Here is a 14512-nt window from a genome sequence, read left to right as displayed (position 1 = left end):
TTAATTAGTTAACTGCTATTCTACAGTTCAAAACCGTCTAGATCCATGTCAGTCTCTTGACGCTCAAAAAACGCCACTAAATCGTCATGTCCACCGATGTATTTACCATCCAAATAGATTTGAGGCACTGTATTTACAGCAATCCCCTCTTTCTCTTGAATTAATAACACCATTTCTTCTTTACTTAGATCTGCATCTAACGTAAATACTTTATAAGCTATACCTTTATCGTCCAAGATCGCTTTTGCTTTAACACAAAATGGACACACTGTTTTTGAAAAAATAATCGTTTCTGCTGTATTGAACATCGTAAACTATCTCTCTATATATAATTAAATGGTAAATACCGGATACTGTCGTAACTCTGGAATGAGTTGATGCAGATCTTGCTCTTTTTCTGCAATATCTTTTGCTGAATCACACAATTCTTGAGCTTCCTTTTTTACTTCTGCACGGTGCTCTTCCATTTTTGATTTCATTGCCGTTTGAGCATTAGCAAACTGTTGTTGCAACTCAGAAAAATTAAGTTCGCCTTCTTGCATCTTATTTAACAATGAATTAAATACGCTCGCAAATATTTCTTTATCAAGACTTTTGATCATCACTTCAAAATCTTGTTTCCAAGTCGTATTCACTTCTTTAAAGAAATCGCGTTCTAAAATTAGGTTTTTCCCTTGATAGAATTTTTGTTTTGCTGTCATACCATATTCATCGATCTTGATTTTTACGGCATCAAATGAGCCTTTCGCATCAAAAGACGTTTCAATTTCACTGACAAAATCATTCGCCGCGGCAATTCCCTTGTCGGTAAAATCAACAACCGTTGGAATGTAATCAGAAACTTGCTGTTGGTATTTTTCAACCGCTTTCTTCTGCGAAGCAGTTAAATCAAGCTCTTCACCATTAATATACACACGACCATCATGATCAATCCTCAATTTATCTTGGGCCTTATCTACTTTCATTTCTCCTGACGGTGTCAGTAATACATCGTTTTCAACATTAACTGGGCACATATTTGCCCAACTGTTACTCGAAACTATTAACATAGCTAAAGTGATGATTTTTTTAAGTCGCATAAGTGCCCTATTTCGTTATTTACTCTATATGTATTAGTTTAACTGATAGCGACTCCCTAGCTCAACTCAGTTTTTAGTACAAATAAAAAGCAAACGTTTGCTTTTCTAGTGGTAGTCATTAAAAGTTCTGGTATGATGCATCCTGTATTTAAACCGTTTATATAGGAATTCTATAATGAGTCTTTCCGAACAAGTACTTGCTGTTAATGATGATCTGCCAATTCGTACCAATAAACCAGTTCATAGTGGTAAGGTTCGTTCTGTCTATTGGTTAACAGAAGAAGACAGCCGCCGTCTTATCAAAGAAAAAGGCTATAATGTCGCTTCTGACGCACCTTTAGCTATCATGGTTATCAGCGATCGTATCTCTGCATTCGATTGTATTTGGCACGGTGAAGGAGAACTGAAAGGGATTCCAGGAAAAGGCGCTGCATTAAACGCTATTTCTAATCACTGGTTCCAACTATTTAAAGATAACAACTTGGCTGAAAGCCATATTCTTGATATCCCTCACCCGCTTGTGTGGATTGTTCAAAAAGCCAAACCTGTCATGATTGAAGCCATTTGCCGTCAATATATTACTGGCTCTATGTGGCGTGCTTATACTAATGGTGAACGTGAATTTTGCGGTATTCAAATCCCTGTTCGTTTAGAAAAAGACGAGCAATTACCAGAGTTGCTATTAACACCATCAACCAAGGGTATTTTGAAAGGAATTGATGGCGTACCTGAAGTCGATGATGTCAATATTACTCGTAAGAATATCGAAGACAACTATGCTAAATTTAACTTCTCTTGCATTGAAGACATCGATTTATACGAAAAATTACTAAAAGAAGGCTTTGCGGTCATTTCTAAGGCCTTGGACAAAGTTGACCAAATTTTTGTCGATACTAAATTTGAATTTGGTTATGTTAATGACGCGCAAGGTAATGAGAAATTGATCTATATGGATGAGGTGGGTACACCTGATTCATCACGTATCTGGGATAAAGAAGCGTATCGTTCTGGTCATATCATTGAGAACTCAAAAGAAGGTTTCCGTCAGTTCTTACTTAATTATTTCCCAGAACCAGATATTCTTTTAAATAAAAATCGCATGAGTGAGCGTTTTTCTTTAGCAGAAGAAAATGCATTGCCATTAGAAGCAATGATGAATTTGTCTAAAACCTATTTAGACATTGCAGCTAAAATCACTGGCGCACCAATTACGTTGAGTGACAACCCAAAAGCCGAAATCATTAAAGTATTAAAAGAAGAATATCAATTAGTCGATTAGCTTTTTATTGCTATCTTACAAATAAAAATGGCGACCGCATTGGTCGCCATTTTTGTATCTATTACTTCAGATAATCACAAAGGATGTTGTAATTATAAGAAATGAACCGTTAGGTTAACAGATGCGAAATCGATGTTTTCATTGCCTACAGTGAAGTTATTGTAACCAGCACCTAAAGTAAACATTGGAAAGATGTTGTATTCAACACCTAGGCCAAAGAATGGATCAACGCCGTCATCTTTAAATGCGCCTTTCTCTTCCCAGCTATGCAGACCCGCTTTACCGTAAACGTGTAGAGGACCTAACTCGATGCTTGGCTTAACTGCAAAGTTAACAGAACTTACATCTACTGAACCAGCACCAGTAACATCGTAAGAACCTAGGTTCCATGCGCCCATTTCTAGACCGATGAAAGGCAGGATACCAGTACCAATGTGTGCACCGTATACCGTTGAGCTGTCGCCTCTGTAATCAGCAGAGCCTGCTTGTACGCCACCATAAATTAGTGAATCAGCCGTTGCTGTTACTGATACGCTTGCTAGAGCTAACGCTAAAAGTGTCTTTTTCATTTTAAATCCTATTTTTCAAAAGGGAGCGGCAATCTTTGACGCTCTTTTCAATATTATTTATACCCAAGCAATTAATATGCCGACATTAGGTATAGTTTAGGGGATACCTTAACAATCGGCAATGGCATTTTTAACTCGCTTATCAGAAACTGGATACGGTGTCCCAAGTTGTTGAGCAAAATAGCTTACTCGTAGCTCTTCTATCATCCAACGGATCTCTTTTACTTTATCTGGAATTGGCTGCCCTTTGGGAATTTTATTTAACAATTCTTTGTATTCATTGTTAACAGCGTCAACTCTCAATAAATGAGCACGATCTCGAGTTGGATCAATCGGTAACTTCTCCATTCGACGTTCGATCGCTTTCATATAACGATGGATATCTGTCAACTTCTTCCAGCCGCATTCTGTTGCAAAGCCTTTAAAAATCAAGTTTTCAATTTGAGATTTAATATCAGACAAAGCAAACGCCATGCTTAGATCGACACGACCTTTCAGCTTCTTCTGTATTTGGAAAGCCGTCGTTAAAATCGTTTCAACTAATTTCGCTATCTCGACAACCGTATCACCTAGCTCTGCTCGAATGTGCTCTTTCACCTTATCGAAAGCCTCAGGCTCCCAAACTAGACCACCTTTCTCTTCAATTAGCTTATCAATACCACAAGCGATACAGTCATCAATTAAATCCAGCACTCGGCCATATTGGTTAAAATACAGACCTAATTTTGACTTATTTGGTAGGTTACTGTGCAAGTACTTAATTGGTGACGGAACATTTAGCAGGATCAAACGGCGTTGGCCTGCCTTCATCGCATTATGTTGCTCTTCTTCTGTCTCAAACAGTTTAATTTCTACACTGTCTTTACCATCAACAATCGCAGGGTAAGCTTTAACTTCAAAGCCACCACGTTTTTGTGTGTAAAGTGCTGGTAACTCACCAAAACTCCACGTTTTAAGGCCTTTTTGCTCGATATCATCATCAGCAACTTGAGATAATGTCTCTTGAACTTTGTCTTTTAAGCCATCTTTTAAATCATATAAATCACGGCTTTCTTTTAACTTACGGTTATGGTGATCAACCACTCTGTAAGTCACCTTCAAGTGATCAGGGATTTGTTCTAGTTTCCAATCCTCACGCAATACAGCAACACCCGTCATTCTACGCAGCTCTTTTTCAAGGCTGTCGAGTAATGGCATATCAAATGGTGTTATACGTGATAAAAATGCATCCGCATAATTCGGCGCTGGCACAAAGTTACGACGAAGTGTTTTTGGTAACGATTTAATGTAAGCAATGACCATCTCATGACGCAGACCCGGAATTTGCCAATCAAAACCATCTGTTGTCACTTGATTCAAGATTGGTAATGGCACATGAACCGTTACACCGTCACTATCTTGCCCCGGTTCAAACTGGTAGCTTAGCTTCAGTTTTAAATTACCTTGATGCCAGAAGTTAGGATAATCAAGATCCGTCACATGACTTGCATCATTACGGAACAACATCTCTTTTTCGAAATTCAGTAATTCTGGTGTTTCTTTTTGTGCTTTTTTCCACCATGAATCAAAATGACGACCTGACACCACATCTGTGTTCACGCGTTGGTCATAAAATTCAGCCAACTGATCATCATCAATCAATAGGTCACGACGTCGTGATTTATGCTCTAACTCTTCAACCTCTTGCAATAGCTTGCGGTTCTCTTTGAAGAATTTATGATTCGTGTTCCAATCCCCTTCAACGAGAGCTGAACGAATAAATATTTCACGACATATAGGCGCATCAATCGCTCCATAATTAATTTGACGCTTAGGAACAATTGGAATGCCATAAATAGTGACTTTCTCGTATGCCATTACCGCCGCTGATTTTTTAGACCAATGCGGTTCGCTGTAGCTACGCTTAATTAAATGTGGCGCTAACGGTTCAATCCACTCTGGCTGAATTTTTGCTACAATTCGACCCCACAGTTTCGAGGTTTCAACCAGCTCTGCCACCATAATCCATTTCGGTTGTTTTTTAAATAAACCTGATGCAGGAAAGATGTGGAAACGCGCATTACGCGCACCTTGATATTCATTTTTCTCTTGATCTTTTTGACCAATATGAGAAAGCATGCCGGCTAAAATAGCCGTATGAACACCTTGATACCCTGCCGCTTCTTGATTCACTTTATAATTAAGCTCTTTCATTACTTGGCTTAATTGATAATGCACATCTTGCCATTCACGAATACGTAAATAGTTTAAAAAATCTTTGCGACATTGCTTTCTAAACGAGCTACTTGATAATTCTTTTTGCTGCTCTTTTACATATTGCCAGATATTTACAAACGTTAAGAAGTCAGAATCTTCATGATTAAAACGTTTGTGCTTTTCATCTGATTGTTGTTTTTTGTCACTTGGACGTTCACGAGGATCTTGAATCGATAGTGCCGCTGCAATGATCATCACTTCTTGCAATGCATTTTGATCCGGAGCTTCAAGTACCATTCGAGCCAAACGCGGATCGATAGGCAAACGCGCCAATTCACGACCAACTTTCGTTAAGCGTTTTTTAGAATCACTTATCTCAGCATCAATCGCACCTAATTCTTCAAGCAGTTTTACACCATCTTGAATGTTGCGGTTATCTGGCGCTTCTACAAATGGGAAGGCTTGAATGTCACCTAAACCCAATGCGGTCATTTGCAAAATAACAGAGGCTAAGTTAGTTCGTAAAATTTCAGGATCGGTAAACTCAGGGCGTGCAACAAAGTCTTCTTCTGAATACAGACGAATACACACACCTTCCGATACACGACCACAACGACCTTTACGCTGATTGGCACTGGCTTGCGAGATCGCTTCAATTGGTAGACGTTGTACTTTAGTTCGGTAACTATAACGACTAATACGTGCTGTACCTGGGTCAATGACATACTTGATACCAGGAACGGTTAACGACGTTTCAGCAACGTTGGTTGCTAGTACAATTCGACGACCGACATGAGGTTGGAAAACTCTGTTTTGCTCTTGAGAAGACAAGCGGGCATATAGAGGCACAATTTCAGTGTCCCGTAAATTACGTTTCTCTAATGCTTCTGCGGTATCACGAATTTCTCGCTCACCCGTCATGAACAAGAGAATGTCCCCTAGCCCTTCTTCACACAGTTCATCGACTGCATCAAAAATGCCTTCCAGTTGATCTCTGTCAGTATCATCACCGTCTTCAATGATTGGACGGTAGCGTGTTTCAACAGGGAACGTTCGGCCTGATACTTCAATAATAGGTGCGTTATTAAAGTGTTTTGAAAAACGCTCAGGATCAATCGTTGCTGAGGTAATGATGATTTTTAAATCAGGACGCTTTGGTAACAACTCACGTAAGTAACCCATGATAAAATCAATGTTCAGGCTTCGCTCGTGCGCTTCATCGATAATAATGGTGTCGTATTGATTTAAGTATCTGTCACTTTGGATCTCAGCAAGCAAAATACCGTCGGTCATCAATTTAACTTGGGTACGCTCTGACACTTGGTCATTAAATCGAACTTTATAACCTACATGGCTGCCAAGTTGTGTTTCCATCTCTTCCGCAATACGATCGGCAACCGAACGCGCCGCTAGACGACGTGGTTGGGTATGACCAATATTACCAAATTTACCACGGCCCAATTCCAAACAGATTTTTGGTAACTGTGTCGTTTTACCCGAGCCCGTTTCACCGGCAACGATAACCACTTGGTTGTTTGCAATCGCTTCAGCAATGTCATCTTTTTTCTGACTTACTGGTAATTGTTCTGGGTACTGAATCGTTGGGCGATCAGCTTCACGATTGTTGGCAACTTGCATTGATTTTGCGATGTCTAATGCAATTTCATCAAACACGGTACTTCTTGATTCTTCGTTTTTAATGCGTGATGCGCCTTGAATACGTTTACTTAGGCGGAAACGATCACGGATCATACATTCACTTAATGCCTTTCTAAGTGCTGCTGCTGAGTTTTGATTTGATTGACTCAAAATATATCCTACTGCATTTTTATTATTCATAAACTGCGGTAATTCTACCACATTCTTTACTGCATCGACTGTTGAGAAATAAAAATCTCTTTTACTAATACGTAATTAATAATGAGCTAATTCAACATTGCGATTGTCCGAACTGAGCTCTATTTGCTAAACTTAGTTCATTAGTCCTAATTATTAAGATAAGTAGTATGGAATTTAACGGTAAGCACATTGAACGCGATGCTCAAGGCTATTTAATGAATCATGCTGATTGGTGTGAAGAGTTAGTACCCATGTTAGCAGCAGAAGAAAATATCGAACTGACTGAAGCTCACTGGGAAGTCGTTCGCTTTGTACGTTCTTTTTATGAAGAGTTCAAAACCTCACCAGCCGTTCGTATGCTTGTAAAGGCAATGGAAAAAGAACACGGTCCAGAAAAAGGCAGCAGTAAGTATCTATTCCAACTGTTCAAATTAGGTCCAGCGAAACAAGCCACAAAACTAGCCGGTTTACCAAAACCTGCAAAATGTCTTTAAGCTTGTATTCACTAGAGGCTTTACTAATTAAGCAATTACCAAGAGCGTCATTTCTTTAATACATTTTAAAATCAGATAACTCTTGCCACTGGATTTCAATATGCTCAACGCTATCAACACGAGCTAGTTGAGGTCCAGATTTTAACCATTCTGAGAGTGCAATTATCTGTTCCTCTTCTCCACATGCAAGCACTTCTACTGATCCATCTTTTTGATTTCGCGCATACCCCGTTATCCCCAATTTTATTGCGGTATGTGCAGTATGAAAACGAAAACCGACACGTTGCACCTTTCCCTTTACTGTAAATTTATATGACCTTTGCGACATAACCAACCTATCTACATGATTTACAATGAAAAACATTAATAATTAAATATTAATTAAGCTCATTACACTTAAATTAAAAAAAAACTCACTCAAAGAACACGATAGCGTCAACGTTTTTTTGACGAAAATACATGTATTGTTACACTAAATACCAACAACTGCACACAAAAAGAGACAGAGATCACATTTGATATTTTTTATTTACTATACATTCCCCCTCCGAGTTATTTCAAGATGAAAAGCTCGTTATCTATTTGAATTAATAGCTATATAATCAATATTTTTGATTATGTTTAGTATAAAAAACAGCGCTTGTGTGATCAGGAGAGTCCAAAGTGAACCAATCATTTTTATTTAAAATAGTTCTAAATAAACCGCTACTTACTCTATTATTAACCCCTGTAATTATTTCATTACTACTTTTTGCGAGTGTTGCCTTTCTAATTAATGAACGCAATATGGAAGTAGAGAGCAATATTATACAAACAGGACAACGAGCATCATTAAGCACAGAGCTCGATCAACTAAGATTTAACTGGCAAGAGATCCGTGTACACAACCGTGATACGATGAACGGAGCGGGTGAAGAAATGCTTAGGGATCAAAAAGAACTCCATGATGCTTTCGTGACTGCAGATCAGCATATTGAAACCTCAATTTTAACTTCTGACGTATTATCCAAAGAAGGAAGAGCAGATCTTCAACAGCTTCAACAATTGTTTGCAGATTATGAAGCCAGCCTAAATATATCCATTGATCTTTTCCTTACTCTACATCAAGCTCATGTGGATACTCCTATCTTTTGGCAACCATTGATCAATATGATCACAACCACTGATCGCGCTTATGCAAACACTGACACTGAATGGGAAGAGCAGCGAGTATTATTTACTGCAAATATTGAAAGTTTTTACGATATCTTAGGTAGAATTGTCAGTGGTCGAGATTTAACCGAACAAGCTACGGCTGATCAATACCTAAAAGATATTACCGCTTTCTTTGTAAGATATAATCATATTGATGCGGTAAACAACTTCCAAACACAAACTTTTAGTCAATACTCAAATCTATATGATTTAACCGTAGAGACCATAATTAAGACAAAATCACAATCAAAATTTCGTACAGGCATTGTTAGGGATGCAACTAAAACCATTTCGGCAACAGGTTTACGCCAAATTGAGTTTACTCAAAAATTAAATAAACAATCTCTTACAGCAAGTCAGAACGTGCAAAATACTCAAGTTTGGTCGTGGTTTGGTGCAGCGTTACTTTCAACCTTTATTGCACTACTCCTTGCTCGTAATATTAATAATGTTTTAACTACTATTTCAAAAACAATTTCAGCAATGGCAAAGCAGAATTTAACAAAATTAACTAACCTATCAGGAAAAAACGAGCTTGCTGTACTCGCAAAAAACCTAGATACCTCAATTAAAAACATGGCAGAAATGGTTGGTTCAGTAAGAGAACAAAGTAATGATGTTGCCTCTTCTTCAACTGAACTGGCTTGTGTTATGACACAAAGCTCAAGTAATGCAGAAGAACAAAACATGCAAATCGAACAAATTGCAGCTGCGGTTACCGAGCTTTCAGCTTCTTCAAATCTAGTGGCTGAATCTGCAAGAAATACAGAAATACAAGCAACTGAAGCTGCATCTTTATGTCAACTTGGTCAAGAAATTGCTGAACAAAATAAAACTCGCGCTGACGATTTAACGACACAATTAAGTGACACGGCTTCTGTTGTTGAAAACCTACGTACTCATTGTATCAATATTGAAGAAGTCGCAACGGTTATTAATACTATTTCAGAGCAAACCAATTTACTCGCACTAAACGCTGCTATTGAAGCGGCTCGTGCTGGTGAAATGGGTCGTGGATTTGCAGTTGTTGCTGACGAAGTAAGAAATTTAGCAGGAAAAACTCAACAATCAACAGTACACATTAAGCAAATCATTTCTGAGCTACAATCTTATTCATTAGATGCCACAGAAAAAGTAGATGGCTGCTTAAATACGGTCACTTTAACACGCGAAACATCTATTCAATCTTATGATCACTTAACGAATATTAACTCCGCTATCCAGTCTATCTATGGTAGCTCCACAGAAATGGCTTCTGCTGCCCTTCAACAATCTCATGCGGTTGAAGAGATCAGTGGTACTGTCGTTGGTATCAAGGACATTATTAGTCAAAATGTAACGGGTATTGAAGAGTCAAGCAAAGCGTCTAATTTCCTGTCAGAACTGGCAGAGAGACAACGTTCTCAATTAGAACAATTCACAACAAAATAATCGTCAATACTTAGCATTAAAAGAGGGAGGGATTTATAATCTCTCCCTCTTTTTATATGCCGTGTGATATAACTCTTATTATTCATTGCTTTTATGCCATAGTTCACCGAAAATATCCCCTAATTTATTCCATCAGAGCATCAATATGACTGTTTCAATCTATTTAGTAAAAGGACGTGATAAAGCATTACGTCGTCGCCACCCTTGGATATTCTCTCGCGGTATTGAGCGTATGGAAGGTAAACCAGAGCTAGGTGAAACAGTAGAAATCTATTCAAACAGCGGTGAGTGGCTTGCTCGTGGTGCTTTTTCTCCACAATCTCAAATCCGTGCTCGTGTTTGGACCTTTGATAAAAATGAAGCGATCGATAAGGATTTCTTTGTTCGCCGATTAAATCAAGCTCAAGGCTTACGTGATATATTGGCTGAACGTGAAGGCTTAACGGGTTATCGTTTAATCGCAGCAGAGTCTGATGGTTTACCTGGTATCACTATTGACCGTTACCAAAATTATTTTGTGTGTCAGCTTTTAAGCGCTGGCGCTGAAGCAACAAAAGATATGCTAATTGAAGCATTAATTGAATGTTACCCAGACTGCAATATTTATGAACGTTCTGATGTTTCTGTTCGTAAAAAAGAAGGCCTAAAACAACGTACTGGCGTTCTGCACGGTGAAGAGCCACCTGAATCTGTCATCATTGAAGAAAACGGCGTGAAAATTAGCGTTGATATAGTTAATGGTCATAAAACAGGTTTCTATCTTGACCAACGTGACAGCCGTGAGCGTTCATGCAAATACGTAAAAGACAAATCAGTACTTAACTGCTTCTCTTATACTGGCGGTTTTGGTTTGTATGCCCTTAAAGGTGGAGCAAAACACGTAGTTAATGCTGATGTATCTCAACTTGCATTAGATAATGCGAAAAACAACACTGAAATTAATGGATTTGACTTATCTAAAGCTGAGTTCTTGAACGCTGATGTATTTAAGCTGCTTCGTGAATATCGTGATAACGGCACTAAATTTGATGTTGTGATCATGGATCCACCAAAATTTGCTGAATCTAAAAATCAATTGGTTGGTGCATGTCGTGGTTATAAAGACATCAATATGCTTGCAATGCAAATTCTGAACCCTGGCGGGACATTATTAACGTACTCTTGCTCTGGTTTAATGGATGCGGGCTTATTCCAAAAAATCGTTGCCGATGCGGCATTAGATGCTAAACGTACGGTTCAATTTATTGAGCGTTTTGAACAAGCTGCCGATCACCCTCTTGACTCTGCTTATCCTGAAGGTTTCTACCTAAAAGGTTTTGCTTGTCGCGTGGTGTAGACACTACTCACAATCTGAATTCTTAACTTTATTCAACGATTAATAAAAAAAGAGGCTTTCTAAGAAAGCCTCTTTTTTATTTTCTGACTCTTGATAATTTCCGATACAACTACTTAATATATTGTAGTTTTCAATAGGATACTATTCTAGTTAGTCGTAGGTGCAATCCATTGACTACTACTATATGTAATTGGCGTCCAATTACTGCTAAATGTCCAATGATTTCCATTTGACGCGTATACATTTGGCAACTGAGTACACTGATCTTCTGTATTGATAAAACCAGTACCATAGAAGCCATCACGATTGTATTGACAAAGTGGCTGACCATTTTGATGCAATACTGGTTCGCCAGCATTCTCAGGATTATAAAGAGACAACCAATCAAATTCGTTAATATTCGAAACCAACTCAGAACGTGAACCATCAATTTCACGGTAGTTTATTTGATTTCCTGCCTTACAACGACTTTGCTCTCCTTCTTGTGAAACATAACCGTAGTATTGTTCACCATCTTTATAAGTAAAACGACACAGATTTGACGTTTCTTCCTTCATCGGATAGTAAGCCATCAACATTTGTTCTTGGTTCTTTAAGTTAGCGATCACCTGCGTGTTCACTTGCTCACCGTTAGTCGCCCAGCTACGTGGCATAGTTGATCGTGACATGAAATAATTATCGATCATATTCATGTTATTGTCAGCGCGGTGCTTTCGCATTCCTTGAGAAACACCAACATGATGATACTCTGCATATTCCGGTTTATAGAAACCATTTAAGCTATCATCCATATAAGGCAGATCACCTTTACGAATTTGGTAATTAGCTAAATCCGAGATCAGTGGTTGCCAACCTTTCCAAGACGCAGCAAACACCGAACCATCTGGAAACGTCTGCAAGCCATCAAAGCCATGACCAAACTCATGAGCAATAACGCTCCAATCCCCATAATAGTGAGTATAAAAATTCCATGTATCAACGCCGAATGTATGATGATCTCCCTGACCTCCTCCTCGCAACGATACTGCAACATTAGTCACTGGTCTATTCATTAAGGCATCATACCAATGTTGATAATCTTCTGGCGTAAAATAACCACCAGGCTTATTCTCCTCACCAGAAAGACCATGCAAATTGTAGCCAAAAATACGTTCGTAATTAAACCACAAATGTTCAAACTCTTCTTGTGAAACCATGTACGCAAGATTAGTCAGGATAATTAACCACTCTCTTGCATACAAGGCATTCATTGAACGCCAATACCCATCACTATCTCTAGAAAAACGAATTTCCCAGTCAGGCTTTAAATTGGCTAGTTTCTGAGCAAAAGAATCAGAAAAAGAGTGGAAGCGATAATCGAAATCACCAGCGTAGTTCATATTACTCGCGAACAAATTAGTTAAATCTAAATAACCATCTTTCTCATTAGTGTTAAATTGCCCATCACCAAAAGCTGAAAGTGGCAACGTAATTTGAGTAAAAGCAGGGATCCGATCTAAATTGGCTAAGGTAAACCAACGGTCGACACCGTTAAGCTTGAGTTCAAGAGTTAAATCTTTCAGTTCAACCGGCGCATAGTTAGTGATAAGCACCGTATTTTTATCTCTAAATTCCGTTTTTACTGGTGAATTTACCTTTACTGAGCGTAATGTACGATCAGTCAAAATATGATGTTGTTCATCGAGCGTGAGAATTTCGCTGATAGAACTAGGCATAATTTGATCAAATGCCAGATCCGTCGTTTCAACCTGTTGACCTGGCATAAACGTAATATCATTAGTACGTAATGTATCAAAACGAACTTCTCTGTTCGTGGCACTAATAAGTTCACCACTAGAGTAATGTAGATCGCGCAATGAGCCAACAGATTGTCCATCTAAATGCTTCGTTACCTTAGTCGGACTGATAAAACGGAAATCATTGGCAATAACATCTGTAATATTATGCCATTCAATTCGGCCATCTTGATCAGCCATATTGATAACAAGTTGATCGCCATCTTTGTCGATTTTTTGCAACGAAGAATGAATCATCATCTCAGGTGCCAGATGCTCACCTGTCACTGCCGCAGCTTCCACTTTGTTTAAATCATAAATTCGGTAGCTATTGTTTGCAGTAAATACAAACAAGTAGTCTTCAATCACATGCATCTGCACCGTATTGTAAAGCGAAGTACCATCAAATTTCAGACGAGCATACCTTGGCGCACGTAAATGATTTTCAGGCACTGCATCTTGTTGGCGGTACACTGAGATTTCATCAAACGTTTCTGCAACAATAATATAATCTTGGTTGCTCACCACGGCTTGGGGATGGGTTAAGCCATTTGTCCCCGAATATGACCCCGTTCCCAAACTCATTATAAGTTGGTGATTATTATCTAAATCATAGATATCAACACGGTTTGATGATAGCGATGCTACAAATAGTCTATTTCCATCAATATATAATTCGTAAATCCTCCGATATGCAGAGAGCCCACTACTAACACCGTCTATTTTCCCTAGCTCCTCCCCCGTTGTTGCATCAACAATTAATACTTCTCCCGGGTTAATATCTTGAGTAATATAAAGTCTGTTCTTATATCGTTCTACTGCTGAAATATTAAATTCCTGCTCTGATGTAAAACCGAAGTTCTCACCATTTAATACTAGACCACGTTCAAAATATTCTAGTGTCGTTTGCTCAGGAAGCGTTACATCACCTGCATCTTCAGATACCCAAACCCAAGGAGAATCCCAGCTATTTTCTGTAATATCAGCAGGTGATTGCCCAGGGTTAGCCCACCACTGAGTTTCATAAATATTACCATTAAAAGAAATCTGTTCTCCTCCAGGATAATGTTCACTAGGAACATAAAGCTCAGCAGCAGAAAGAGATCCCGCTAACATAACGGAAAGTGCAAGTAATTTTATCTTCATGATTTACATTGTCTTAAAAAATATACATATTGAATGAAATTATCTTTGCATCAAACGAACCATTTAAAAATAAATATATTTAAAATATATCAATTGTGAGACACCCATCCAAAAAAATAGCAGCCTAAACATCAAAAGTTAGAAGGCTGCCTCAAAGTTAATTAACATTTAACT

The 14512-nt window shown here is 38.4% G+C and carries 10 protein-coding genes; 4 read left to right on the top strand and 6 right to left on the bottom strand.

Features of this window, described 5'->3' with window-relative positions; translation table 11 throughout:
• Positions 1–20 precede the first annotated feature (20 nt).
• Positions 21–308, bottom strand: a complete 288-nt coding sequence (locus Q1K78_RS09240) for a glutaredoxin (protein ID WP_300177246.1) — start codon at positions 306–308, stop codon at positions 21–23.
• 24 nt (positions 309–332) lie between these two features.
• Positions 333–1079 (bottom strand): YggN family protein, encoded by a 747-nt coding sequence (locus Q1K78_RS09235; protein WP_300177243.1) that lies wholly within the window; start codon positions 1077–1079, stop codon positions 333–335.
• Between the two features lie 175 nt (positions 1080–1254).
• Here Q1K78_RS09235 and Q1K78_RS09230 point away from each other — a divergent pair, with 175 nt between their 5' ends.
• Complete coding sequence (locus Q1K78_RS09230) at positions 1255–2358, top strand: phosphoribosylaminoimidazolesuccinocarboxamide synthase (protein WP_300177240.1); 1104 nt, start codon at positions 1255–1257, stop codon at positions 2356–2358.
• Positions 2359–2450: 92 nt separating this feature from the next.
• Here Q1K78_RS09230 and Q1K78_RS09225 read toward each other — a convergent pair whose 3' ends face one another.
• Together Q1K78_RS09225 and hrpA are read right to left on the bottom strand one after the other, a co-directional pair.
• Positions 2451–2927, bottom strand: coding sequence for an outer membrane beta-barrel protein (locus tag Q1K78_RS09225; RefSeq protein ID WP_300177237.1), 477 nt, complete (start codon positions 2925–2927; stop codon positions 2451–2453).
• 108 nt (positions 2928–3035) lie between these two features.
• On the bottom strand, positions 3036–6962 hold the full coding sequence (gene hrpA, locus Q1K78_RS09220; RefSeq protein WP_300177234.1) for an ATP-dependent RNA helicase HrpA: 3927 nt from the start codon (positions 6960–6962) through the stop codon (positions 3036–3038).
• 167 nt (positions 6963–7129) lie between these two features.
• Between hrpA and Q1K78_RS09215 the strand changes: the two genes are divergently transcribed.
• Positions 7130–7456 carry a TusE/DsrC/DsvC family sulfur relay protein gene (locus Q1K78_RS09215; protein ID WP_300177232.1) on the top strand — a complete coding sequence of 109 codons (327 nt, stop codon included), beginning with the start codon at positions 7130–7132 and terminating at the stop codon, positions 7454–7456.
• A 55-nt stretch (positions 7457–7511) separates the two neighbouring features.
• On the opposite strand, the gene yccX is transcribed toward Q1K78_RS09215, so the two are convergent.
• Complete coding sequence (gene yccX, locus Q1K78_RS09210) at positions 7512–7784, bottom strand: acylphosphatase (protein ID WP_300177229.1); 273 nt, start codon at positions 7782–7784, stop codon at positions 7512–7514.
• A 335-nt stretch (positions 7785–8119) separates the two neighbouring features.
• Here yccX and Q1K78_RS09205 point away from each other — a divergent pair, with 335 nt between their 5' ends.
• A complete protein-coding gene (locus Q1K78_RS09205) occupies positions 8120–10081 on the top strand; it encodes a methyl-accepting chemotaxis protein (RefSeq protein ID WP_300177226.1) in 1962 nt (653 codons plus the stop codon).
• A gap of 145 nt (positions 10082–10226) precedes the next feature.
• Positions 10227–11417, top strand: coding sequence for a class I SAM-dependent methyltransferase (locus Q1K78_RS09200; RefSeq protein WP_300177223.1), 1191 nt, complete (start codon positions 10227–10229; stop codon positions 11415–11417).
• 146 nt (positions 11418–11563) lie between these two features.
• On the opposite strand, the gene Q1K78_RS09195 is transcribed toward Q1K78_RS09200, so the two are convergent.
• A complete protein-coding gene (locus Q1K78_RS09195) occupies positions 11564–14338 on the bottom strand; it encodes a hypothetical protein (protein ID WP_300177220.1) in 2775 nt (924 codons plus the stop codon).
• Positions 14339–14512 lie beyond the last annotated feature (174 nt).

This window comes from uncultured Aliivibrio sp., from assembly GCF_946479765.1.
Taxonomy (GTDB): domain Bacteria; phylum Pseudomonadota; class Gammaproteobacteria; order Enterobacterales; family Vibrionaceae; genus Aliivibrio.
Note: the sequence above shows the minus strand (reverse complement) of the source record. Positions and strands in the feature narration are given on the sequence as shown.